A 22,450-nucleotide genomic window follows, 5' to 3' on the forward strand; every position below is an offset into this window, starting at 1 on the left:
GCTGAAGCCGGTGAGCTACCAGCAAGACTCCGGCATGGCCGCCGAAAAACCGGTGATCAAACGCTTCAACCTGCGCCTGGAAACCCGCACCACCCGCGTCAGCCGCCGCGATTACGACTTCGAAAAACCGAAAATCCTCCCCGAAGGCGCGGTCAAAACCGAGTTCGCCCCGGACCTCGAGGACTACGACTACCCCGGCCGCTTCACCACCCGCGAGCGCGGCAAGTTCCTTTCCACCCGCGCCCTCGAACGCCACCGCAGCGACTACAAACTCGCCGAAGGCAAAGGTGACGAACCGACCCTCACCAGCGGCCATTTCCTCACGCTGACCGAACACCCGCGCGCCGAATGGAACGACCTGTGGCTGCTGCTGGAAGTCTTCCACGAAGGCAAACAACCGCAAGTGCTCGGCGAAAACGTCACCAGCGACGTCACCGACAACAAAAGCGATTTCCACCAGGGCTACCGCAACAGCTTCCTCGCCACCCCATGGGACGCGCATTACCGCCCTGCCCTCGAGCACCCGAAACCGAAAGTCCTCGGCAGCCAGACCGCCGTCGTCACCGGCCCCGCAGGCGAAGAAATCCACTGCGACCAATACGGCCGCATCAAAGTGCAATTCCACTGGGACCGCGACGGCCAGGGCGACGACAAAACCACCTGCTGGATGCGCGTCGCCAGCGGCTGGGCCGGCGCAGCGTACGGCGGCATCGCCATCCCGCGCATCGGCATGGAAGTCCTCGTCACCTTCCTCGAAGGCGATCCCGACCAGCCCTTGGTCACCGGTTGCCTGTACCACAAGGAAAACGTCGTCCCTTACGACCTGCCGGCCAACAAGACCCGCAGCACCTTCAAAACCCTGAGTTCACCGGGTGGCAAGGGCTACAACGAATTCCGCATCGAGGACAAGAAAGGTGTAGAGCAGATCTACATCCACGCCCAACGCGATTGGGACGAAAACATCGAGCACGACCAGAAGATTCGGGTGGGTAACGAACGGCATGACACCGTTGAAGCCAACACGCTGAGTGAGTTCAAGGTTGAAGAGCACCGGATTACGCATCTGGATCGCATCAGCGAGATGCGTGCGGATGATCACCTGACCGTGGGTGTGACACAGCATTTGAAGGTGGGGACTGCGCAGTTTGTCGAGGCCGGGTCAGAAATCCATTACTACGCCGGCCAGAAGGTTGTGGTCGAAGGCGCCATGGAACTCACGGCCAAGGCTGGCGGGAGTTTCGTCAAGGTCGACGCGGGTGGCGTGACCATCAGCGGTGCCGAAGTGAAGGTCAACACTGGCGGCTCGCCTGGGGTTGGGACGCCTGCGGCACCATTGCTGCCGGGACCGATGAAAGTGGCGGATGCGGACAAGGCTGGAAAAGTACTCATCCCGCTTCCAAAGCGTCTGAACGAGTCAGGTATCACGCCGTTGTGCGGAAAACAAAGCAACGGCGCCTGCAGCCGTAAGGATTGCACATGCATGTAAAAGCGCTGACCGCCCTCCTCGAAGCGCCACGTCATGGGTTCGAGGAACTGCCGAGAGAAAGCTCCGACCTGACCCTGTGTTTCATCATCGATCGCGTCCGCCAGCCGGGAGCCATGAGCCGCTTATACCGTGTCGGCGAGCCCGTAGACACCCAAGGTCTGTTTCTCAACACCGACTTCGCTGAAATCGCCGCTGAAGGCCCTCTCTGGCTGGTCGCCCCGTGGGGCAGTCGACTCGCAGCCGAAGCGGCAAAGCTTTGCGAAGAAAATTTCTCCGGCATTGCCCTCTCCACAGCAGATCCAGCCAAGGCACTGGCACATGCCCGCTGGCTCCTGCGTGCCAACGATGGCTCCGGTGGCCAAAGCCTGTTGAGCTATCACAAGCCAAGCTTGTGGGCCGCGCTGGCCTACTCCGCCGGTGAAAGTTCGCATCAGCTTTTCGGCCCTTGGCAACACGTTTACAGCCCGGCACCGGTCCACTTCGGGCGCAATCGCGGTCGCTGGCTCAGTTGGCGCCCCGTTTCGGAACTTGAATGGCTGGGCGACGTCTCAGCGTTCAACCTGCCGCCAACAGCGCCAAAGGTTCAGGAGCATCTGGGTTGGGTTTACTGGGCAGACGAGCAATACGCTGCCTACGGTGAACCCACCGACGAACAACTGCCCAACCTCGTGGAAAACCTCAACGTGCTGGTTGCCCACAACATTTACGAAGGTCGTCATTTACTGAAACTGGGCCAAATCACCAACGGCCCGCTGCTCGAAACGCAACCTCAGGCAATGGCCATCCTGCAATCCAGGGAAGAGTCGTTCATCAAAGTGCAACAGTTGCAGCAACTGACTACCAGCGCTGCTTGATGACCCGCCCGTAAAGAATGAATGGAAGCGAAATGGAAACTGATATCTCGGAAGCACCCAAGGTAGATTTCAATAAACCAGCTGCGACCCCATCGACTTCAGCGGTACCGGTCGAGAGCAAGCCTGCCCTGGAACTTGATCCCCAGCCTGAAGCGCCTGACAGTTGTTCCAACGCGTTCGACCAGGTAAAGACGGCCTGCTCGACGGAATATGGCGAAGTGATCTACGCCACCAAAGAAAAAATGTTTTACCTGTTGCCTAAGCGTGCGGCCAGCTCGATCAAAGAGGCGATGAATGAACTCGAGCAACATATCAGCGCCAGCAAGTCTCCAGAAGAACGACTCAAGGGGATGAACACCGCGGGGCTTCTGGAATACTTCCTGGAGCCGAAGCTGAGTAATTTCCTGCAAGGCGAGCAAAAAAGCCGAATGCTCGAAATCGAGGCTCAGGAACCCGATATCGCGCAGCCCACCATGGCTATGCGATTGAAGGCTGTCAGCCGAGAGGCTAGAAACTCCGCAGCGCTGGACAAACTGCCGGACCAAAGCGAATACGCTCGCAATCGGGAGCTTGCCAATCAACAGCAAGCGAGCCTGCTTGAAGCCAACTCTGATGGGCAGAAACTGCAGCGCCTTTACAACGAATGGAAAAAGCTGAAAGCGGTTGCAGTCGCACAGGCAAAAACTGCTGGCTACACCTACGAAAGCGGCAACCTGTTTTCCCCAGGGGCGATCGAAGCAAGAAATCGCGTGCAGACTTACTTGAAGGCCCGCGCTGCGCTCACTAAGAGTGGCAAGTTGACGACTCTGAAAGAGGCAGACTTTCAGAAAAACAAAAAGGCCTATCTGGACGCCACAAACTGCGTCATCGATGGCAAAGCCCGGATGTGTGGTTATTTAAAGGAAGTCGCCAACGAGCGCGAAAAAGTCGAAAAAGACTTTGCTGCTTATATCGATGCGATTTTGAAAGTTGCCGACTATGGGCTGGCCCTACCGGAATTTGCGCTTATTCCTGACACTGGCGACATCAGCGCAGGTATCGAGAAATTCAAGACATATCTCGAGATGGAACAGCGGCAGATCAAGCTCACGGAGCAGATCCGCACGAAATATAAAGCCTGGATTGACGCCAGCGGACAAAACGTCGCGGCACCTGCAGGTATCGTGGAGGCAGAACAGGCAGAATGGCAGCGCATACAGCAAGATCGCCTGCAACTTCGCGATGACGCAGAGGCTGCAGTGGCCGCAGCCCTGCCGCTGCGACATCTGCTGTGGGAGCCCGAGCAATTTCAGCCGAAACCGGAAGAACGCTTGGTCAAAGCTGGCTTTCCTTTGCGCGAAGTAGCACTTTTCAATAGCCCCAACAGTCCAGTCAAACACCTGAGCCTGCTCAATCTCGAAGGCATCACAAAGGTATTGAAAAAGGACGCGAGTGAAATCGGCGCCAAGGCAAGTAAAGACTTGCAGAAACTTCCGGGGAACAGCACCGGGAAAGCAACGTCGGACACTGACGACAATCCTTTCCATGAGTGGCTGCGGCTTGAAGGTGCACTCGCCATCAAAGATCAGCAGAGTGACTGGTTTGATGAGAAAGGCTGGTTTGATGTGGAAATGTTCCACTCTTACCTGAAATCGAAGAACTACAAGGTCGAAACCTTTGAGGATGCCGGAGCCCGCAAGGATTGGGGACTTCGTCTTCGTCAGTTGCTGTTCAAGGAAGAAGTCAGAAGCTCCTTGCGCCTGTTCGACAATAGCCCTCAAGCTCAACTCGTGCGTTGCCTCACACCGCCACAGCCATCAATCCACACCGGCGCCAAGATAACCGGCCCGACATTCAGTGTGGCGGATAACTTCAAAGCCTCCGCGAAGGCAGAAGTGAGTCTGGGCATTGACCTCGCCCGTGGCGAAGTTGAATTGATGAAAATGGATCTACCGGGCAGAGATCAGGCCAAAGACATCCTGATCCCTTACCTCGACTATGAGAAAAACCGCAAAAACCTGAATCTAGGTCGGTTCTCGATCCACCTGGGCGCTAGAGCCTGGGGATACACCGGCGCCACCCTCCTCCTTTCCTCCAGCGTGCAGTTGGGACGTGCAAACGTACAAGGCGGCCTGAACCTACCGGCAATCACCGACGCAGAACGACCGGGTACGACACATGCAACCGCTGCAACCGCGAGAAGTGAACCGGTGCTGGAAGGTAACGCGGCAAAAGTTCGAGTAGAGGACGGAGCCAAAGCCCAGTTCAACCTCTTTGCGGGAGTGCAGGCAGGGATTCTACTCACAGGCGCCTTGAACTGGGCGCCGCCAAAAGAAATCGCAGCATTGCGCACCGCGCCTTCACCAGGAATGGCCAATAGTGTCAACAGCACCAAAGCCAGCCAATGGTCGAGTCTGGCGCGACTGACCGCCGGTTTCACCGCCGCATACGGCCTCGGTGCATCAGCAGACATCGGTATTTCCTTGCACGAAGGCCGCTTCATCATGCGGTTCAAGGCATCCGTCATTGTCGGTGCCGGAGCCGGCGGCGAATTCCAGTTCGAAGTCGGTTATGACGGCGTCATTGACCTGATTAACCTCCTGCGCCGTGAGATGCACAAAAATCAGGATAAATCGCTGATTTTTGTAACCGATGATGCAGCTAATTACATAGACAAACTTAACTTCCTCGGCGCTGCGGGCATGGAAGTGGCGATATTTTATATGCAAGGTGTGGATATGGTGATGTCTTTATATGAGGCGTTAACTGGCGGAGGTAGAGGAGCCATCATTGCCCACACGATTATGACTTATCGCAATCAGAATGAGTTGGAGCAGTGGTTTTTGAATGCTACACCCAATGCACTCGGCCCTATGTTAATGACATTAACTTCAGCAGCTGAAAGCTCTAACATCACGGATGTTTCAGCAGATAGTGCTTCTCGAGAGAAAAAATATACTTACGACAGATCGCAGACCCACCTTATTCAACAACAAGCAGTTGAAAGGATATTGGGTTGGATTCTGAGTAACGCAAAAAAAACAAATACCTTGACGCAAGCTCAAGCACAATTTGAAGAAGCGTGCATCAGCATGAATAGATTTGGTACCAAAGATCTCGACAAAGGCCAAATTTATTGCGAGCAACGCCTAGCCATGGATAACTTCATGTCCGAAGCGATACTCCGCTTAGTTGACCAGAGAAACGACCAAATGAGAGCCAGATACAAAAAACATGTTGAGGAGCTTGGCGCGAGACTAGACGGATTTTGTCAACGATTTACGCATTATGGCCGGACATACCTTCCTGGCGGAAGAGCAACATATAACGGCCCAGAAAAAATAAATGAGTAAAACACAATCATGACAATACTTAAAGCAATTGCCGTAGCGATAATCATCGCACTACCAACATGTGTTTCTGCGACGCTTAGCTCTCAGCAGCAATCAGCGAAAGAACGCGGAATAATACTATTCAATCAGTATAAGACTGCCGAACCCGAATTACGAATAGCGGCAGAAGCAGGAGACGCTGAAGCGCAGTTTTTTTTAGCAGAGGAAATACGCCAGAACAAACAATACATCACTGATGAAGCTTATAAATGGTATGAGGCCGCAGCCACCCAAGGCGACCTTTATTCGATGATTCGAATCGGCCGAAGCAATAATGACCTATGTTTAACAATGAAGAATTGTCCAACAGGAAAAAAAGAACCAAAGGAATGGTTGGCTGAAGCCACGAGAATCGCGAAAGACAAATCCGATCGCGGTGATGCGGAAGCCCTTTACATAATGTATGAGTTGACCGCAGAGAGAGAGTGGTTAAAGAAATCAGCACTCGCAGGAGATGCAATCGCCCAATATCGAATGGCAATTGGTGATCGTCAAGGAGAAGGTTTTATTCTTCCATGGAAGCGCCAAGAGATAGTCGAACATTGGTTTTTACTTTCTGCGAAAGCAGGAAACCCTAAAGCAATGATGCAACTTTTTGGTATATATAGAGAAAAAGGCGAACTGCAACAAGCCCGCTATTGGGTAGAAAAAGCGGCGTCGATTGGATATGAGGCCGGCGTATATAACTATGGATATTTTTTAGCCGTCGACCCTAAAGCACTCGGGTTTACGGAAGATAAAATCAAAGGATATGCATTAATTTCTCTGCTGAAAGAGCTAGACGGCGGTGGAGCAGCACAAACAGATGTTGAGGAGACACTTCCACAAATTTCAGAAAAAATGACCCCGACGCAGATTCAAGAAGCAGAAGACTTTGCTACCAAATGGAAGACTACACACCCCCCTCTGTCTTTCTTCCCTGAAAAAATAGGCTTTTAATCTTGCATCAGCCTCTACAATTAAAACCAAGCTCAACTGCGAGACAAAGTTACTTTGAGCTACTCAAAGTTTCGACTCTAAGCTTGGCGTTTGCATGCATACTGTTTAGCAAACATGCACATTCCGAGCTCTCCACCCAACAACAAAAATCAAAAACCGAGGGGATAAAACTCTACAACCAATACAAAGCTGCTGAGATGCAGTTACGTATCGCTGCAGAAGCTGGAGATGCAGAGGCCCAATTTTACCTAGCGGAAGAACTTCGCAAAAAGAAGCGCTATAGTAATAAAGAAGAAAAAAAATGGTATGAGGCTTCAGCCTCCCAGGGCGATTACTATGCAATGTTCAAACTTGCAACGACTTCAGGAGATCTTTGCTCCGTCATCAATCAATGTCCTCCAGGAAGCAAAAAACCGAGTGAATGGTTAGACCTATTGATAAAAACCGCAACTCCTCGCGCCGTAAGTGGAGATGCCGAAGCAATGGCGATTTTGTACAATGCAACTGCAGAGTTAAAGTGGTTGGAAAAGTCAGCGGCAGCTGGATATGCACCTTCACAGTGGTTACTCGCCAATCGTTATGCCGAGGGCGAAGGCACATTTATACTTCCTTGGAAGAGGAAGAACGCTGAGGAGGAGTTGCTAAAATCCGCCTCAGAAGGTGGCTACCCCCCAGCGATGATTGAATATATATCGATCCTTTTCCAACGGAACGATTTAGAAAGTGTTCGATATTGGTGGGAAGTGGCGGCAAAAACCGGTTACCAAGCCGCCGTTGCAAGTTATGGTGCGTATCTATCCCATACTCCCGACAAGGTTGGCTATTCCATAGATCTAGTTAAAGGCTACGCACTTGTATCCTTGCTTAAAGAACTGGATGGCGGTGGAAATATTCAAGCTTATGTCGAAGGCAAGTTACCTCAAATAGCGGAGAAAATGACGCCCGCTCAAATTGAGGAAGCAAAAAAATATGCGATTGAATGGAAGGCTACTCACCCGCCTCTTTCTTTCTTCCCTGAAAAAATAGGCTTTTGATCTTGCATCAGTCTCTACAATTAAAAACAAGCTTAATTGCGAGACCAAGTTACTTTAAACCACTCAAAATCTTGACTCTAAGCTTGGCGTTTGCATGCATACTGCTTAGCAAACATGCAAACTCCGAGCTATCCAACCAACAACAAAAATCAAAAAACGAGGGGATAAAACTCTACAATCAATACAAAGCCACTTCTGCGATTAAGTTCTTGAAGATCGCCGCTGATGGTGGCGATGATGAGGCACTCTATTACCTAGGTGAATCAATAAGGAAAAACAACAGATACTTGACTCTGGAAGCACAAAAAGCTTACGAGGCGTCAGCAAAAAAAGGCAATATTTATTCTATGATTCGGCTCGGAGGAGCGGATCAAGACTTGTGCGTAACTATGAAAAATTGTTCCCCCTCTGAGCGATCGCCTGAAGGCTGGATAAATGAAGCTAAGAAGCTAGCGACTGATCAGGCATCTCATGGAAATGCTGAGTCTATGTACTTGTTATGGGAAATAACAGGGAACGATGAATGGTTAGAAAAATCTGCAGAAAAAGGTTTCGCATTGGCACAATATCGTTTAGCGACTAAATATCAAGAAGGTGGCGGAGTATTCCTACTGCCCTCCAGAAGATCAGATGAAATCGAAAAGTGGATGAAAGCGTCTGCAGAGAATGGCTATCCTCCAGCTATGATGGGATTTGCCGCTGTCAGGATTGAAAAAGGCGACTCTTCATCGTTTAGAACCTGGAATGAAAAAGCTGCAGATTCAGGCTACGTATCAGCAGTTTTTGGTTATGCATCCTATATAGGCGACGTTGAACCAAAATACGGATTCACCTCAGACCCAGTGACGTCATATGCGCTACTATCAAATCTACTAGAGCTTGATGGTGGTGGAAACGTAATAAACAATGTTAACGATGTTTTGCCAGAAGTGGAAAAAAACCTGTCAAAAGAGCAGATAGAGAAAGCAAAAGAACTCGCAAAAACGTGGAAGGCCAACCACCCACCTCTTTCGTTTTTCCCTGACAAGCTAGGATATTAACGCCAGTGAGGCAATTTAGATATTTTATTATCGCGACACTATTAACAAGTGCCACGCCTACTTTTGCGTCGCTGCCAGCGCACGAAGTATCTGCAGGCATTACTTTATACAACCAGTTAAAGCTTGATGCAGCCTTTCCTGTATTAGAAAAAGAAGCGCAATCTGGAAACGTGGAATCGCAATACTACCTAGGTGAAGCGCTAAGAAAGCGCAACCGATATATGACACCCGAAGCACAGCACTGGTATGAAACGGCTGCGATGAATGGCTCCATATACGCGATGATTCAACTTGGCCGAAGCGGAAATGACCTCTGCAAAACGATGAGTAACTGCCCCGAGACCGAGCAAACTCCTTCCGACTGGCTACGCAATGTAGAAACGTTAGCAAAACCCAAAGCAGAACAAGGCGATGAAGAAGCCATGTACATCATGTACGAGGTGACGCTGAACCGAGACTGGCTAGAAAAATCCGCTAATGCTGGCAATGCTGAAGCGCAATACTGGATGGCCATAGGTGACCGCCAAGGAGAAGGCTTTTTACTTCCCTGGAAGCGTAATGAATCCGTAGGCAAATGGTTCAGGGCATCAGCAGAAGGCGGCAACCCGCGAGCCATGATGGATTACGCCGCCTATTTGCATGAAAACGATGGTGATCTCAAAGAAGCTCGCCATTGGATAAAAATGGCTGCGGAGAAAGGGTACAAAAGTGGCGTAAGCAGCTATGGCGCCTATTTAGCACATGCTCCCGATCGATTCGGGTTCGAGCTCGATTTGGTGAAGGGGTATGCAATCACTTCATTATTGAAGGATCTTGATGGAGGGGGCAACGTGCAAGTCTATGTTGAAGAAGTGCTTCCAGAAATTGCAGCGAAAATGACCCCGAGCCAGATAAAGGAAGCAGACGAATTCGCAGCCCAGTGGAAAAAATCACACCCACCCCTCTCATTTTTCCCTGACAAACTGGGAAACTGACCGTGGTCTCGGTTGTTAATCGCACAACAACCGACCGTTATTAACCGGCAGCAAGCGAATCAGCCAGCGTAAATTCAGCTGTTCACCCCTGCCGATTTCACTAGCCCATCAAACCGGCGCCTTCCAACTCAACATCTCCTGCTGCGCCACCTGCAGCAGATCATTGCCATCCTGCGTCAGCAGGTAAAGCGCATGGGTGATGTGGGGAATGTCCTGCACATCAGCGTGCTTGAAGCACAGGCAATGCAGGGTTTCGAGCAGGTCGGCGGCGGCGCGGATGCGCTGGACGGCGGCTTCGAGGATGTCTTTCGGGTTGGCTTGGGTGTCGATGAGTAGCGTCGGGGTTTCGGTGACGTTGCTGCTTAGGGGGAGATAGCGGTTTTGTAGCAGTTTGATTATTGGCATGTTGATTACTCGATTGTTTCAAAAGTAACCGCCGACACCGTGACCAAACGGTGGGAGGCGGACCGTGTACAGGCTTGGTCAACCGAGAACAATCAACTCAGCTCGCCCGAAGGCGTCCTGCACACGGCCGCCACAGCTATGCACTTCACGGTCAAAGAACTCCGCGGTGCAAATGATGGCACATATGCAATCGATTATTCCCAGGTGACCAAACCCGAACCACTGATTTTGCAGCGGCAACCGACAGTAACCGCCCCGCTCCAGCCGCCGAAAGCAGACAAGGCACCAGCCTTTGTAGGAATTCGCCAAACATCCCTAAGAAAACCACCCACTCCCTGACAGCCGGCGTTCAGCCCGGTTAACCATCCCTTAACGCCGTGGTCAAAAACTCTACTGAACCGCACGCCCTCAGCCGTTTTGGCTGTTGCCCGGTGCGGCAGGTTCGGGTGAATCACGCCGAACGCTAGAACCGCCACTCGGGAGTCCTTTCATGAACATTCGTCCTTTATTGCTCACCGCCGCCCTCGCCTGCACCGCGTTTGCCGGGCTGGCCCAGGCCAATGACACTTCTGCCACGTCCAAAGCCGTGCCGTATGAGTACGGCATGCCACTGCATGTGGCCAAAGTGGTGTCGTTGACCGAGCCGCCAACGCAACTGTGCAAGGTGGTCACGGCCGACATGAAGTACATCGACAACGCCGGTAGACCTGAGGAAGTCAGCTACCGGAAATTGTCTGACGCGTGCAACTTCCAGAACTGACAGAAACGTCTGATTTGCGGGTTGGCGGTAGGCGTGGGGAGTTTCGGCGGTTATGCTCGGAGCCCTCCTCACTGCCGCAAGGATTCGCCATGCAGTTGTCGTTTCGCACGTTGTCGGGCTTAACTTGTTCGTTGTGTTTTTTGCTGGCGTTGGCCTGGGGCATTTTCCCGGAGAGTCTGCTGGCGATCTGGAGCATCGAGTATTCCGACGCAGCAGGATTTGTCGCGCGGCGCAGTGCGGTGCTGTTTGCGGCGTTGGGGGTGATGTTTTATCTGGTGCGCAACGCGCCGCCGTCGCTGGGGCGCAATGCGCTGAGCAACGGGTTTATCGTCGGTTGTTTTGGTTTGGCGGTGCTGGGCTTTGCGGAATGGCTCAACGGTCATGCCGGCCCCGGGATTTTGCTCGCGGTGCTGGTCGAGTTCGCGCTGGGCCTTGGTTTTGTGCAGGCCCGGCGCGTGACGGTCGAACTGGGTGAAACGGTGCGTTAGACGACTCTGGAGCGTGGGCTGTAGTGATGTTGCACAGTTTGCTGGTTCAGATCCGATCGCAGCCCGGCGATCAGTTCGTTGATTTCACGACAGCCATTGAGGTGGCTGGCGTCGATGCCACTGACCAACAGATCGACCTGATCGGTCTGGTGATCGCCGAAAACCTTGACGGTCATCGACAAGTCCGGCGACAGCGTGCACTGGCAGCGTTTCGGCAAAAAACTGCTTTCAATGATGTTGCGTAGTTCCAAGGCAGACAGAAACATGGCGAAACCCTCTCCTTACTGTGAAATGCCAATCAAGTATTCACGCTGACCGTTGCTGACCCTGCACGGGTGTTTCCCCGCTGTTTCCCTGGGTACGACAAGCGGTGGTACTGCGAAATGCCCATTGGAGTGTAGGCGCCCAAGTCCGGTGCGCCGCACTGAAAAGACGCATAAAGCGTGCCTTTCATCGGCTAATTTTCACCCTCATGAAATCAAGCACTTGGCGGCGGTGCCAGTATTTGGCTATTTGCAAATTGCAAGAATCGCCCCTGCCAGCACTGCAATTTGCAACTCGACACTGGTTTGCAATCACGGCCCATGACGGTAAGAATGCCCGTCATCTACCCTACACCCGCACGGAGGCTTCCATGGGTTCTTTACGCGTCTACGCGACCACCGGCTTGTTCATCGCCAGCCTGTCCACCCTCGCCCACGCCGCCAAGCTTGAAGACGTTGCGCCGTATCCGAAGGCTGAAGCCGGGTTCACCCGCCAGGTCATTCACTTGCCCAAGCAGGAGCAGGAAGAAAACTTCCAGGTGGAAATTCTCGCCGGCAAAACGTTGGAAGTGGATTGCAATCGCCAGCGTTTGGGCGGCGTTCTCGATGAGAAGAATCTTGAAGGCTGGGGTTATCCGTTCTATCGCCTGGAAAAAGTCATCGGGCCGATGAGCACGATGATGGCCTGCCCGCCCGGCAGCCAGAAGAAGCGCGCCTTCGTGCCTGTCGTCGGTGACGGCTTCATGCTGCGGTACAACAGCAAGTTGCCGGTCGTGGTGTATGCGCCGTCGGACGTCGAGGTGCGTTATCGCATCTGGTCGGCCTCGGACAAAGTCGGTACAGCCCTGCAGGAATAACCCGAACAAGGAGTCCGTTGCGTGATTACCTGCCACGTCAGATATGTCATTGATCCATACCAGTTGCCCGAGTTCGAGGCCTATGCCAAAGCCTGGCTCGGCATCATCGAGCGCTTGGGCGGCACTCATCATGGCTATTTTTTGCCGTCCGAAGGCGCCAGCAATATCGCCTATTGCCTGTTCAGTTTTCCGTCGCTGGCGGATTACGAAAGCTATCGGCACATCGCCATGACCGACCCGGAGAGCACCGCACTGGTTGCCAGCCTGGTCGAGAAGAAGTTCATCGTCAGCTACGAGCGCAGCTTCCTGCGCCCGTTGCTGCCGTAAACCTCATCATGCCGAGACGCCGCACATCGCGGCGCGCTCGGCGACATGGCGCAGGCTGTCGAAGTTGATATTGGCGCCCGAGTCGATCGCCACGAATGTCTGCTCGCGCACCCCGGTTCGCGCTACGTACTGCTTGATCCCGGCCACGGCCAGGGCGCCGGAGGGTTCGGTGATCGAGCGGGTATCGTCGTAGATATTCTTGATCGCTGCGCAGAGGTCGTCGTTGCTAACGGTGATGACTTCGTCGACGCAAAAGCGGCAAACCTCAAATCCGAACGCGCCGACCTGCGCTACCGCCACGCCATCGGCGAAGGTGCCGACGCTCGGCAGCACCACGCGCTGATCCGCTTCCAGCGCGGCTTTCAGGCACGCCGAATGTTCGGATTCAACGCCGATGATCCGCACTTCCGGGCGCAGGTATTTGACGTAGGCCGCGATGCCGGCGATCAGACCGCCGCCGCCCACCGGGATAAAAATCGCATCCAGCGCACCTTGATGCTGACGAAGAATTTCCATTGCCACGGTGCCCTGCCCGGCGATCACCTCCGGGTCATCGAACGGCGACACGAATGTGCGTCCGCTCTGTTCTGCCAGTTGCAGCGCATGGGCCAGTGCGAACGGGAAACTCTCGCCATGCAACAGCGCTTCAGCGCCACGACTGCGCACACCCAGCACTTTCAGTTCCGGCGTCGTCGCTGGCATGACGATGGTCGCTGCGATGCCCAGCTCGCGCGCTGCCAGCGCCACGCCTTGCGCGTGATTGCCAGCCGATGCCGTGATTACCCCCCGCGCCTTTTGCTCATCACTGAGTTGCACCAGTTTGTTGTAGGCGCCACGGATCTTGAAGGAGAACGTTGGTTGCAGGTCTTCGCGCTTGAGCAGAATCCGGTTGCCCAGCGCCTCAGACAACGCCGGCGCCGCTTGCAAAGGCGTGCGCACCGCGAGGTCGTACACCGGCGCGGCGAGGATCTTTTTCACGTAATGCTCAAGCAGGGTTTGCTGATCGTATGTGTAACTCATGAACATCTCCTTGGCAGAATTCACACGGTCCCTGTAGGAGCTGCCGAAGGCTGCGATCTTTTGATTTTGTTTTAGAAAAATCAAAGTCAAAAGATCGCAGCCTTCGGCAGCTCCTACATGAGCCACATTTCAAAAACCCCGGAGACAGAAAGTAAAAACCCGCCTCTAGGGCGGGTTGGGTGCTGCAGTCGTGAGCTAGCCCGCCAAATGAGGAATGGCGGTAATAATGCTTGGCTGGCAGCGCAATACGGTGGAAGTCATGGGCTGGAAATTAGCCTGTGCGCAACGGGCAAGTCAATGACAAATATTTAGCGTCGACGTTAGTCTGGCGACGCTCTCATCACACCAGGGAAGGCTGCTCGCGATAGCGGAGGTCAGCCAAAGATGAGGTGACTGACACTCCGCTATCGCGAGCAGGCTCACTCCTACACTGGAATGTCGTGGGATTCAGCCCTTTTTTACGGCGAAAAATGCGGCGGTTTCGTAAGGCACCGTCACCACATCCCTGCCGCGCAGTTCAGGCTCTGCGGCGATCAACGCACGAATCTGCTCATCGACCTTCGCCCGCTGCGCTTCCGGCAGCGCGGCGATGAAACTGGTGGAGCGCACCCGATTGAAAATCACGTCTTCCGGTGAGCCGGTGTGTCCATGGTGAAACCGCTCGACCTGCAGTGGCGCAAATGCCGGGTGCGGAAACGCTGTGCGCCAGGCCCCGGTGTAGTAGCGCGGCGCGTCCCCTTCCAGCGCGTTGACGATGGCATCCAGTTTCGGCACCCAACTGGCTTTGGTGTCACGCAGGTTCCAGATCAACCCTAACTTGCCACCGGGCTTGAGCACCCGGGCGATTTCGCTCAGCGCCTCGGCGCTGGCGAACCAGTGAAACGCCTGCGCGCAAATCACCACATCCACTGAGGCGTCCGGCAACGGCAGATCGGTCGCGGTGCCGCTTACGGCCAGCACATCGGGCCAGGCGTCAGACAGCTTTTCGAGCATCTGCGCCACCGGTTCAACGGCGATCACTTGCGCGCCGGTCGCCACCAGACGCCCGGTGAACTTGCCGGTGCCGGCGCCCAGATCGATCACGGTTTTATGCCTGTCCAGCCCCAGCGTCGCGCTTAACCATTGACTGACCTGCGGCGGATAGTCCGGCCGCCCTTTCACATAGGTGTCGGCAGCCGTTTTGTAACCGGCAGCGGCTGAGTGATGGACGTGATCGGTCATGGCAACGCTCCTTACGGCAAAACATCGGATCGACGGCAGACGCTCCCGAGCATAGCGCTTGAATTTACGCTTACCTTGAACAGTCACTGACAATGCAATGAATAAAAATTCACCCTGTGGTGTTCAAAGTGAAACATAACCTTCTGTGGAGCCTTGCCCATGACTATCCGTTCCGTTATGTTCGCCGCCCCGTTGCTGCTGGTCGCGGCGATGTCCAGCCAATTGGCCCTGGCCAATGGTGACGAAGAAGACCCCGTCCAGAAACCCGAATGCCCGAAAGGCCAGGTCTGGGACAGCAAAACGCAGAAGTGTGTGCTGCAAACCAGCAGTCTGCTGCCGGACGCTGACCGTACTGATTACGCCTATCGCCTCGCCAAGGCCGGTCGCTACGAAGAAGCACTGGCGCTGCTCGACACGCTGAAGCAGCCGAACACCGCCAAGGCCCTCAACTATCGCGGTTACGCCACGCGCAAGCTGGGGCGCACCGACGAAGGCATCGGTTATTACCTGCAATCGGTGAAGCTCGATCCGCAGTATGCGCAAGTGCGCGAATACCTCGGCGAGGCCTATGTGATCAAGGGCCGCGTCGACCTGGCGCAGGAACAGTTGCAGCAGATCCAATCGATTTGCGGCACCTCTTGCGAGGAATACCAGGACCTGGCTGAGGCCATCAACGATTCATCGAAAACCTGAGCACTTATAAGGGCCGCCATCATTTTCAACGATCAGGCATTCAGAGCAGAACTCGGACAGCACCTGGCGCGACTGTGGCGCTACGGTCTGTTGCTGTCGCGCAATCGGCACGTGGCCGAGGATCTGGTGCAAGCCACCTGTGTGCGAGCGCTGGAGCGCGCCAGTCAGTACATCGCCGGCACGCGCATGGATCGCTGGTTGCTGAGTATTCTGCATTCGATCTGGCTCAATGAAGTTCGGGCTCGGCGCGTGCGTCAGGGGACGGGACAGGTCGATGCCGATGGTCAACTGGCGTTCGATGGTGAATACGCGGCGCAAACGCACGTGATGGCGGCGCAAGTGATTCGCCGCGTCGATGCGCTGCCTGAAATCCAGCGGGAAACGGTCTACCTCGCCTACGTCGAAGGTTTGTCCTACCGCGAAGTCGCTGAAATCCTGCAAGTGCCGATCGGCACCGTCATGAGCCGTCTGGCCACCGCCCGCCTCAAACTCGCCGAATACCCGCCACTGCAGGCAGTGCCGAAACCCACCGAAGGAGACCGCTCATGAACACACCTTCGGATGAGCAACTGGTCGCCTACCTGGATGGCGAACTCGACGGCGACGATCGCCAACAACTCGACAATGCCATTGCCGAAGACTCGTTGCTCAGTCTGCGCGTGCAATGGCTCAGCCGCAGCAATCTGCCGTACAAGAACGCCTATGACGAGCTCGCGCAACAGGCACCGCTCGATCGTCTGCAAGCGCGGCTGGATGCCATTCCTTCGCCAGAAAAGCCTGGGCTGAGTCGCCGCTGGTTTATCGGTGGCGCGGCCGCAGCGCTGTTGGCCGGAGGCGTGTTGGCCGACCGGTTGTTCCTCGGCTGGCACGCCGCGCAATCGAACAACTGGCGCGCATTGGTGGCCGATTACATGGCGCTGTATGTGCCGCAAACGCTTGATCACCTGCCCACCGACGAAGCCTCCCAACGCGCGCAACTGCGCACGGTTGATGTGCGTCTGGGCCTGAATCTCTCACCCGCCACGTTGAAACTGCCGGGTGCCGAATTCAAACGCGCACAAGTGCTCGAATACGACGGTGTGCCGATCGCACAGATCATGTACCTCGATGCCAGGCATGGGCCTCTGGCGTTATGCGTCACGCGCTCGAACCAGGGTAGCCGAGCGCTTGAGCATGAACGTCGACACGAGATGAACGTAGTGTTCTGGACAGAGCATGAACATGCCTGGATGTTGATCGGACACGTTCCGGCGGCTGCACTTGAGCAGAGCGCAACGCTGTTGAAATCGCGATCCATCGGCTAGTGCCTTGACCGCAAGTTCAAGTTGGCGGAACTGGTCTGACGGCACTAGGCATCCACTTTAAAGGAGTCAAGGGAAAACCAGTCAGGTTTCGGACTATGGAACTCAAGTCGTGCGATCCCCGGTGCATCAAAGGCAACATTGACCGGTGTGCCGTAGGACGAACCTAACGCCTGACGCCCCAAGAGCTCCCCGTTGCTGGTGTAGTAAGCCACGGTGCTGTCCTCATAGTTAACGCTTAAATGAAAAAAACTGATTCGCGAGCAGGCATTCTTCAGTTTTATTTCCACTACCTGCACAGCCTCGCCAAAGGCGTCGCGGCCGATGCTCAGTACCTGACCATCGATTCGACCGGGAAAGGATTGACCGATGTCGGAACGAGGCATGATCGCGCATTCGCCGTCACCGGATTTGAACGTGATCTGCATAGTGGGCGTTTCCATGATTGCGCCTTGTCGTGCCGTCTGATTCGGCACGCCGGTGAAATCTTCCATTAACGTCGCGGGAGAATTCAGCACGGTGAATGTCGGCGATTTGAACACCACTGCAGTGGTTTCGTCATTGAGCCCGTCATAGGCAACTTTCAACTCCATGCGCACGGACGTACCCGGTTTGAGTTTCCGGAGTTCGCTGCGAGGCAACGCATTATCCAGCCCGCTGTCTTTTTCCGGCGCTGTCACTGGAGCAGCCTCGGCGAGGACAATCGTGTAACTGTCACCGTTGATATCTGTGCCGTGCAAACGAAACCAACGCAATTGCCCTTCCGCCATCAATGGCCACACCGCACATTGCGCCTGCGCACCACCGGTAAAATCACCCAGATCAAGTATCCCGTTGCTGGCCTGAGGGATATCGGGTGTGGGCAGCCGTCGATCCCGATCCTCGATCCGCTTGATCACCACGTCACGGTGCGCGGAGGGTTGAGGGGCCGCACCTCGCAGCAACTCCCATGACAGCTGGATTGTCTTGCCATGACTGGCCGCCAGCACTGAAGACTCGATCAGAAAGTTGGCCCGGTGGTTCTTGTTGAAGGCGATTGGAACAAAGACTGGCGAGCCCGGCCCGGTTATGCCTTGGACCAACAGCCGCGCTTTGTCCCCGGGTTGATCCTCCAGGTATTCGACTCGGGCTGTCACACCGTTGGGCAAATCCAGAGGATCGATCAGGTAACCGGAGCCCACCAGTGCAGGTGGTAAAAGGGGCGCAGCGGGCTCGCCAGTGATACTGGTTTTCAGGACATAGGAGCGGTCGAGTTCGACCCCCTGGCTGACGCGCTGATACGAAAACACTGCATGTCCCTTCGCGGCAGCAGCAAACGCTGCGTAAGGCACAGGGATCGAGTAGGAAAACGGTGCATTCTTCACTTTTTCGGTCAGCGTCAAATGTTCCAGTAACGCTCCGTCCTTGGCATAGAAGCGCCCCGTCAAACGGATTTCATCGTCTCTGAGCCAACTGCGCGATACATAGATTTGTGCAATTGCCGGTTCGCCAGCCAGTTTTTCCAGTTCGACGCTGCTGGCATCATCGTCAGGATCATCGGGGTCCTCGCTGAGGATCGGCGGGTCATACCAAGTGCCATCCAGGTTGACGTACAGATACTGGCTGGCCGAGTTCGGACTGTTGACATCGGGACTGTTACCCACACGATCAAATACCGTGTAACGCACTTCAAAGTGCGCACTGTCCCCGGCCGCGCGAAAGGCCGCCTCATCGATGGTCATCTGGATGGGCCGCTGCTGATCCGCCGCTTCCTCACTGACCACATGACTGAAGGTTTTACCATTGCAATACAACACGATGGTGTCGAACGCTCTCATTATCGGGTAGGTAACGCTGATGCTTACGCCTGTTCGCGCACGCTCGGCGTCTACACCTTCGTCCAGCGCATCCGGAGCCACTTCAAACACCAGTTCGGAATGGCCTTCCTCCTCAGGAAAACGGTCCACGTTACCCGGACGCTTGTCGTGATAAATAACCGTCAACGGCGCCGAAGCTTCGAGCTCCACGCCATCTCGCTCTATCCCGTAATCAAGAACATTCAGCGGACTCTTCCATTTGTCCGCAGCCACATAGACGATTACCCGTTGAGAGGCCTCGCCGGTGGCGATGGGTTTCTCCGCAACCCGTTCTCCGTTCAAACGCACGGCATAGACGTCATTGTCCTGCGCGGTAGTGGCGGGTTCGATGAACACCTTCACCCCTTCCGGGTACAGATAAGTCAGTGCCAGAGGCAGCCCTGCATCTGCATTTTCTGGCCCGGGGACCGGCTGACTCATGCCGGCAATTCGCGGTTTTTCAAGGGTCTTGACGTCCATAGTGATCATCCTTTGGGAACAGAGTCCGATACGATCGGAAGCAGGGGTTCTCGTCCTGCGCATGAAACACCCATCGCCCGCGGTTGCCTACTGTCAGATCTGACAGGTGACCCCTGTAAAACCGGTAAAAACGCTACCATTGGTCGGAGTGACCGCAAAAGGCGAACGAAAGCCGGCGCCATTCGCAGCAATCGTAGAGCGACTTATCCCACGTCTGAATTCGTTGAGCAGTCGTTTTGCGCCAAGAGAAACGTTACTTCCACGCCGAAGAAAAAGTCATATTCCAGGAGTACTCCCCCGATGGCGATTTCGTCTCGCACTGCCTTACTGGTGATCGACGTTCAAAACGACTTCACCCCCGGTGGCCAATTAGCGGTACCGGAAGGTGATCTGATTGTGCCGCTGATCAACCGACTCGCCCGTCAGTTCACGCAGGTGGTCATGGCCCAGGACTGGCACCCGACCGGCCACGCGTCATTCGCCTCCAGTCATCCCGGTCACCAGCCCTACGATGTCATTCAGTTGCCATACGGCGAGCAGACACTCTGGCCCGACCACTGTGTGCAATCGACAGCGGGAGCCGAGTTTCACCGGGGACTCGACTTGCCTCATGCCCAACTGATCATCCGCAAGGGCTGTAACCCTGATATCGACAGCTATTCAGCCTTTCTGGAAGCCGATCGCCGCACCACCACGGGGCTGGCCGGCTACCTGAAAGAGCGCGGGATCGATACGGTTTACATGGTGGGGCTGGCACTGGATTTTTGCGTGATGTTTTCGGCGCTGGATGCACGGGCGGCGGGGTTCAATACTTATGTAGTGCTGGATGCGTGCCGGGCGATCGATCTGAATGGATCACTGGCGACAGCGATTGAGCGGATGCAGGACGCCGGCGTCGGGTTGATTCAATCGACTGAACTGATCTGAACAACCACAGTCCCCTGTGGGAGCGAGCAAGCTCGCTCCCACAGGTATATTTTCAGCGTCATGAAGCTCAGACGTTAGTGGGCAACCACAACCGAAAACGTGCCCCGCCCAACGGCGACGACTCTACGGTCAACGTGCCACCCTGTGCTTCCAGTGCCCGACGGCTGATCGCCAGGCCGAGGCCAAAACCGCCGGTGGCGCGATCACGGCTGCGGTCGAGTCGATAGAACGGCTCGAAAATCCGCTCACGCTCGTCATCGGGGATACCGATGCCGTCATCATCGACCCAGATCTCACAGCCCTCGGCATTGACCTGCACGCCTATCTGAATGCGCTTTTCGCAATAGCGCATGGCGTTGCGCAGCAGATTCTGGATCGCCCGCGCGGTCAGGCGCGGATCGAGGGAAAAGCGTTCCAGTTGACCGTGCAGCAGCACGTCGATGACGATCTCCGGCGACTCCAGCTCATCATCGACACTGCCCAGAATGCTGTCGATGAACTCATCCAGCGACACCTCGACCTGCTCCGGCAGTTGCGCCGGATTCTGCAAGCGGCTGTAGGAAAGCAACTCCAACACCAGTTCATCCAGCTCACGAATGTGCGCGACCAGTCCCAGCAGGCGCTCGCGGCTGGCGGCCGGCAAGTCATCGGACAGGGCCAGGGCTAGGCCGAAATCCAGGCGCGTCAACGGTGTGCGCAGTTCATGGGACACGGCGTTGAGCAGGTCACGTTGCTGATTGAGCAGGTTTTCGATATCGCCCGCCATGGTGTCGAAGACGTTGGCGAGGCTGCCGATGTTGGAACTCGGGGCGATCTTCGTGCGCTCGCTCAAGTGACCTTTACCGAAGCGTTCGGCGGTGCCTTTGAGGCGTTCCAGATCACGCCAGTGCGGGCGCAGCCACATCAACAGGCAGGCCAGCAACGTCGCACCGATCAGCACGTTGATGCTCCAGTACAACAGATCGACGTCCATCGGATCCGGCGGCACGACCATTTGCACGGCAGTGGTGTCATCCAGCGGCGTCACCGCCAGCGTGCGCCAGCCCCAATCGCCAATGCGCACGACGTTTTCACCGCGACGCAGGCGCTCCTGCTCGATGGCGGTGAACGTGGCATCGTCGATCCGCGCGAGGACGATATGCAGCGGCTGGAAATCCTTGTCCATCGACGCCGCCAGCGCCGGCCATTGCGCTTGCGGCACGGCGTGAAACTGACGGGTGATCAGCGACTGCAATCCGCGCGAATAGTCGAGGTTGTAAGTGACGAAGCGATCGCGGAACGCCATGACCACCAGATCCGGCACCAGATAGATCGCCGCGCTGTAGGAAACGATCGTCACCAGATACAGGCGAAACAGGATGCGAAACATCAGTTCAGCATTCCCACTCAGAACGGCTGAACAGATAACCCTTGCCCCACACGGTCTTGATCTTGCGCGCCTCGCCCGCGTGGTCGTCGAACTTGCGGCGCAGCTTGGAAATGGCCACGTCCACCGAGCGGTCGGTGCCGTTGAATTCGATACCGCGCAGGCGTTGCAGGATCTGGTCGCGGCTCAACACTTCGCCGGCATGGCGAGCCAGCACTACCAGCAAGTTGTACTCACCGCTGGACAGCTCCACCGGTTGATCGCGCCAGGTGACGGTGCGCTCGGACAGGTCGATACACAGATTGCCCATGAGAATGCGGTCATTGGCGGTCAGCGGTTCGCCGAGGCTGCTACGGCGCAACAAGGTGCGCACCCGAGCCAGCAACACGCGCGGCTCGCAGGGTTTGGTGACGTAATCGTCGGCGCCCATTTCCAGGCCCAAGACTTGATCATGGCTGTCGTCGCGCGCCGTCAGCATCAGGATCGGCAGCGTCGCCGAATCGGCGCGCAGCAAACGGCAGACTTGCAGGCCGTCGAGGCCGGGCAGCATCAGGTCGAGGATCACCAGATCCGGCGGATTGACTCGCGCCCGCTCGCGCACATGGTCGCCACGGCCGATCACGCTGACGGAATAACCGTTGCGTTCCAGGTAGCTGGAAATCAGTTCGGCGAGGGCGGTGTCGTCTTCGACCAGGAGGATGTTGGGCATGGGGTGATCCAGAAAGTGCTGTGGCGAACGATGAGGCACATTCGCGAGCAGGCTCGCTCCCACACTTGGAATGCGATCCCATGTGGAAGCGAGCCTGCTC

Annotated in this window: 21 protein-coding genes and 1 pseudogene; 15 read left to right on the top strand and 7 right to left on the bottom strand. The window is 55.4% G+C overall.

Features of this window, described 5'->3' with window-relative positions; translation table 11 throughout:
• From tssI to M9827_RS09735, 7 genes are all read left to right on the top strand, one after another.
• Window positions 1-1,486, top strand: a 1,486-nt coding sequence (gene tssI, locus M9827_RS09705) for a type VI secretion system tip protein TssI/VgrG (RefSeq protein ID WP_250605260.1), incomplete at its 5' end; no start/stop codon positions are given.
• Window positions 1,477-2,340, top strand: coding sequence for a DUF4123 domain-containing protein (locus M9827_RS09710; RefSeq protein WP_250605261.1), 864 nt, complete (start codon window positions 1,477-1,479; stop codon window positions 2,338-2,340). The genes tssI and M9827_RS09710, both read left to right, overlap by 10 nt.
• A 32-nt stretch (window positions 2,341-2,372) precedes the next feature.
• Window positions 2,373-5,672, top strand: coding sequence for a hypothetical protein (locus tag M9827_RS09715; protein WP_250605262.1), 3,300 nt, complete (start codon window positions 2,373-2,375; stop codon window positions 5,670-5,672).
• Window positions 5,673-5,681: 9 nt separating this feature from the next.
• Window positions 5,682-6,650: a tetratricopeptide repeat protein gene (locus M9827_RS09720; RefSeq protein WP_250605263.1), complete on the top strand. Its 969-nt coding sequence runs from the start codon at window positions 5,682-5,684 to the stop codon at window positions 6,648-6,650.
• A gap of 2 nt (window positions 6,651-6,652) precedes the next feature.
• Complete coding sequence (locus M9827_RS09725; RefSeq protein WP_250605264.1) at window positions 6,653-7,684, top strand: tetratricopeptide repeat protein; 1,032 nt, start codon at window positions 6,653-6,655, stop codon at window positions 7,682-7,684.
• 83 nt (window positions 7,685-7,767) lie between these two features.
• Complete coding sequence (locus tag M9827_RS09730; protein WP_250605265.1) at window positions 7,768-8,724, top strand: tetratricopeptide repeat protein; 957 nt, start codon at window positions 7,768-7,770, stop codon at window positions 8,722-8,724.
• 5 nt (window positions 8,725-8,729) lie between these two features.
• Window positions 8,730-9,698: a tetratricopeptide repeat protein gene (locus tag M9827_RS09735; RefSeq protein WP_250605266.1), complete on the top strand. Its 969-nt coding sequence runs from the start codon at window positions 8,730-8,732 to the stop codon at window positions 9,696-9,698.
• 108 nt (window positions 9,699-9,806) lie between these two features.
• Here the strand turns inward: M9827_RS09735 and M9827_RS09740 are convergent, their stop codons facing one another.
• Window positions 9,807-10,103, bottom strand: coding sequence for a hypothetical protein (locus M9827_RS09740; RefSeq protein ID WP_123449692.1), 297 nt, complete (start codon window positions 10,101-10,103; stop codon window positions 9,807-9,809).
• A 490-nt stretch (window positions 10,104-10,593) separates the two neighbouring features.
• Between M9827_RS09740 and M9827_RS09745 the strand changes: the two genes are divergently transcribed.
• Window positions 10,594-10,863, top strand: coding sequence for a DUF2790 domain-containing protein (locus M9827_RS09745; protein ID WP_250605267.1), 270 nt, complete (start codon window positions 10,594-10,596; stop codon window positions 10,861-10,863).
• An 89-nt stretch (window positions 10,864-10,952) separates the two neighbouring features.
• Window positions 10,953-11,351 carry a hypothetical protein gene (locus M9827_RS09750; RefSeq protein WP_123449690.1) on the top strand — a complete coding sequence of 133 codons (399 nt, stop codon included), beginning with the start codon at window positions 10,953-10,955 and terminating at the stop codon, window positions 11,349-11,351.
• Here M9827_RS09750 and M9827_RS09755 read toward each other — a convergent pair.
• Entirely contained in the window at window positions 11,348-11,617 is a 270-nt protein-coding gene (locus M9827_RS09755) for a DUF1652 domain-containing protein (protein WP_007912157.1), read from the bottom strand. The two genes, M9827_RS09750 and M9827_RS09755, sit on opposite strands and share 4 nt — an antisense overlap.
• Window positions 11,618-11,985: 368 nt before the next feature.
• On the opposite strand from M9827_RS09755, the gene eco reads away from it, so the two are divergent.
• Together eco and M9827_RS09765 are read left to right on the top strand one after the other, a co-directional pair.
• Entirely contained in the window at window positions 11,986-12,471 is a 486-nt protein-coding gene (gene eco, locus M9827_RS09760; protein ID WP_110719216.1) for a serine protease inhibitor ecotin, read from the top strand.
• A 21-nt stretch (window positions 12,472-12,492) separates the two neighbouring features.
• Window positions 12,493-12,798 (top strand): NIPSNAP family protein, encoded by a 306-nt coding sequence (locus M9827_RS09765; RefSeq protein ID WP_250605268.1) that lies wholly within the window; start codon window positions 12,493-12,495, stop codon window positions 12,796-12,798.
• Window positions 12,799-12,822: 24 nt separating this feature from the next.
• On the opposite strand, the pseudogene ilvA reads toward M9827_RS09765, so the two are convergent.
• Window positions 12,823-13,824, bottom strand: a pseudogene (gene ilvA, locus M9827_RS09770) (threonine ammonia-lyase, biosynthetic); the annotation flags it as partial.
• Between the two features lie 441 nt (window positions 13,825-14,265).
• The gene (locus M9827_RS09775) at window positions 14,266-15,039 is read right to left on the bottom strand and encodes a class I SAM-dependent methyltransferase (protein WP_250605269.1); all 774 of its coding nucleotides are present in this window, start codon (window positions 15,037-15,039) and stop codon (window positions 14,266-14,268) included.
• Between the two features lie 159 nt (window positions 15,040-15,198).
• Here M9827_RS09775 and M9827_RS09780 point away from each other — a divergent pair, with 159 nt between their 5' ends.
• The 3 genes from M9827_RS09780 to M9827_RS09790 all read left to right on the top strand — a co-directional run bounded on the left by M9827_RS09780 (window position 15,199) and on the right by M9827_RS09790 (window position 17,036).
• Window positions 15,199-15,732 (top strand): tetratricopeptide repeat protein, encoded by a 534-nt coding sequence (locus tag M9827_RS09780; protein WP_250605270.1) that lies wholly within the window; start codon window positions 15,199-15,201, stop codon window positions 15,730-15,732.
• Window positions 15,733-15,795: 63 nt separating this feature from the next.
• The gene (locus M9827_RS09785) at window positions 15,796-16,281 is read left to right on the top strand and encodes an RNA polymerase sigma factor (protein ID WP_502943441.1); all 486 of its coding nucleotides are present in this window, start codon (window positions 15,796-15,798) and stop codon (window positions 16,279-16,281) included.
• Window positions 16,278-17,036 (top strand): anti-sigma factor family protein, encoded by a 759-nt coding sequence (locus tag M9827_RS09790; RefSeq protein WP_250605272.1) that lies wholly within the window; start codon window positions 16,278-16,280, stop codon window positions 17,034-17,036. Before M9827_RS09785 ends, M9827_RS09790 begins: the two co-directional genes overlap by 4 nt.
• A gap of 44 nt (window positions 17,037-17,080) precedes the next feature.
• Here M9827_RS09790 and M9827_RS09795 read toward each other — a convergent pair whose 3' ends face one another.
• The gene (locus tag M9827_RS09795; RefSeq protein ID WP_250605273.1) at window positions 17,081-19,348 is read right to left on the bottom strand and encodes a hypothetical protein; all 2,268 of its coding nucleotides are present in this window, start codon (window positions 19,346-19,348) and stop codon (window positions 17,081-17,083) included.
• A 300-nt stretch (window positions 19,349-19,648) separates the two neighbouring features.
• Between M9827_RS09795 and pncA the strand changes: the two genes are divergently transcribed.
• Entirely contained in the window at window positions 19,649-20,275 is a 627-nt protein-coding gene (gene pncA, locus M9827_RS09800) for a bifunctional nicotinamidase/pyrazinamidase (protein ID WP_250605274.1), read from the top strand.
• Between the two features lie 67 nt (window positions 20,276-20,342).
• Here the strand turns inward: pncA and M9827_RS09805 are convergent, their stop codons facing one another.
• Together M9827_RS09805 and M9827_RS09810 are read right to left on the bottom strand one after the other, a co-directional pair.
• On the bottom strand, window positions 20,343-21,644 hold the full coding sequence (locus M9827_RS09805; protein ID WP_250605275.1) for an ATP-binding protein: 1,302 nt from the start codon (window positions 21,642-21,644) through the stop codon (window positions 20,343-20,345).
• Window positions 21,645-21,648: 4 nt separating this feature from the next.
• On the bottom strand, window positions 21,649-22,350 hold the full coding sequence (locus M9827_RS09810; protein WP_007912171.1) for a response regulator: 702 nt from the start codon (window positions 22,348-22,350) through the stop codon (window positions 21,649-21,651).
• Window positions 22,351-22,450 lie beyond the last annotated feature (100 nt).

This window comes from Pseudomonas sp. AKS31 (assembly GCF_023634765.1).
Taxonomy (GTDB): domain Bacteria; phylum Pseudomonadota; class Gammaproteobacteria; order Pseudomonadales; family Pseudomonadaceae; genus Aquipseudomonas.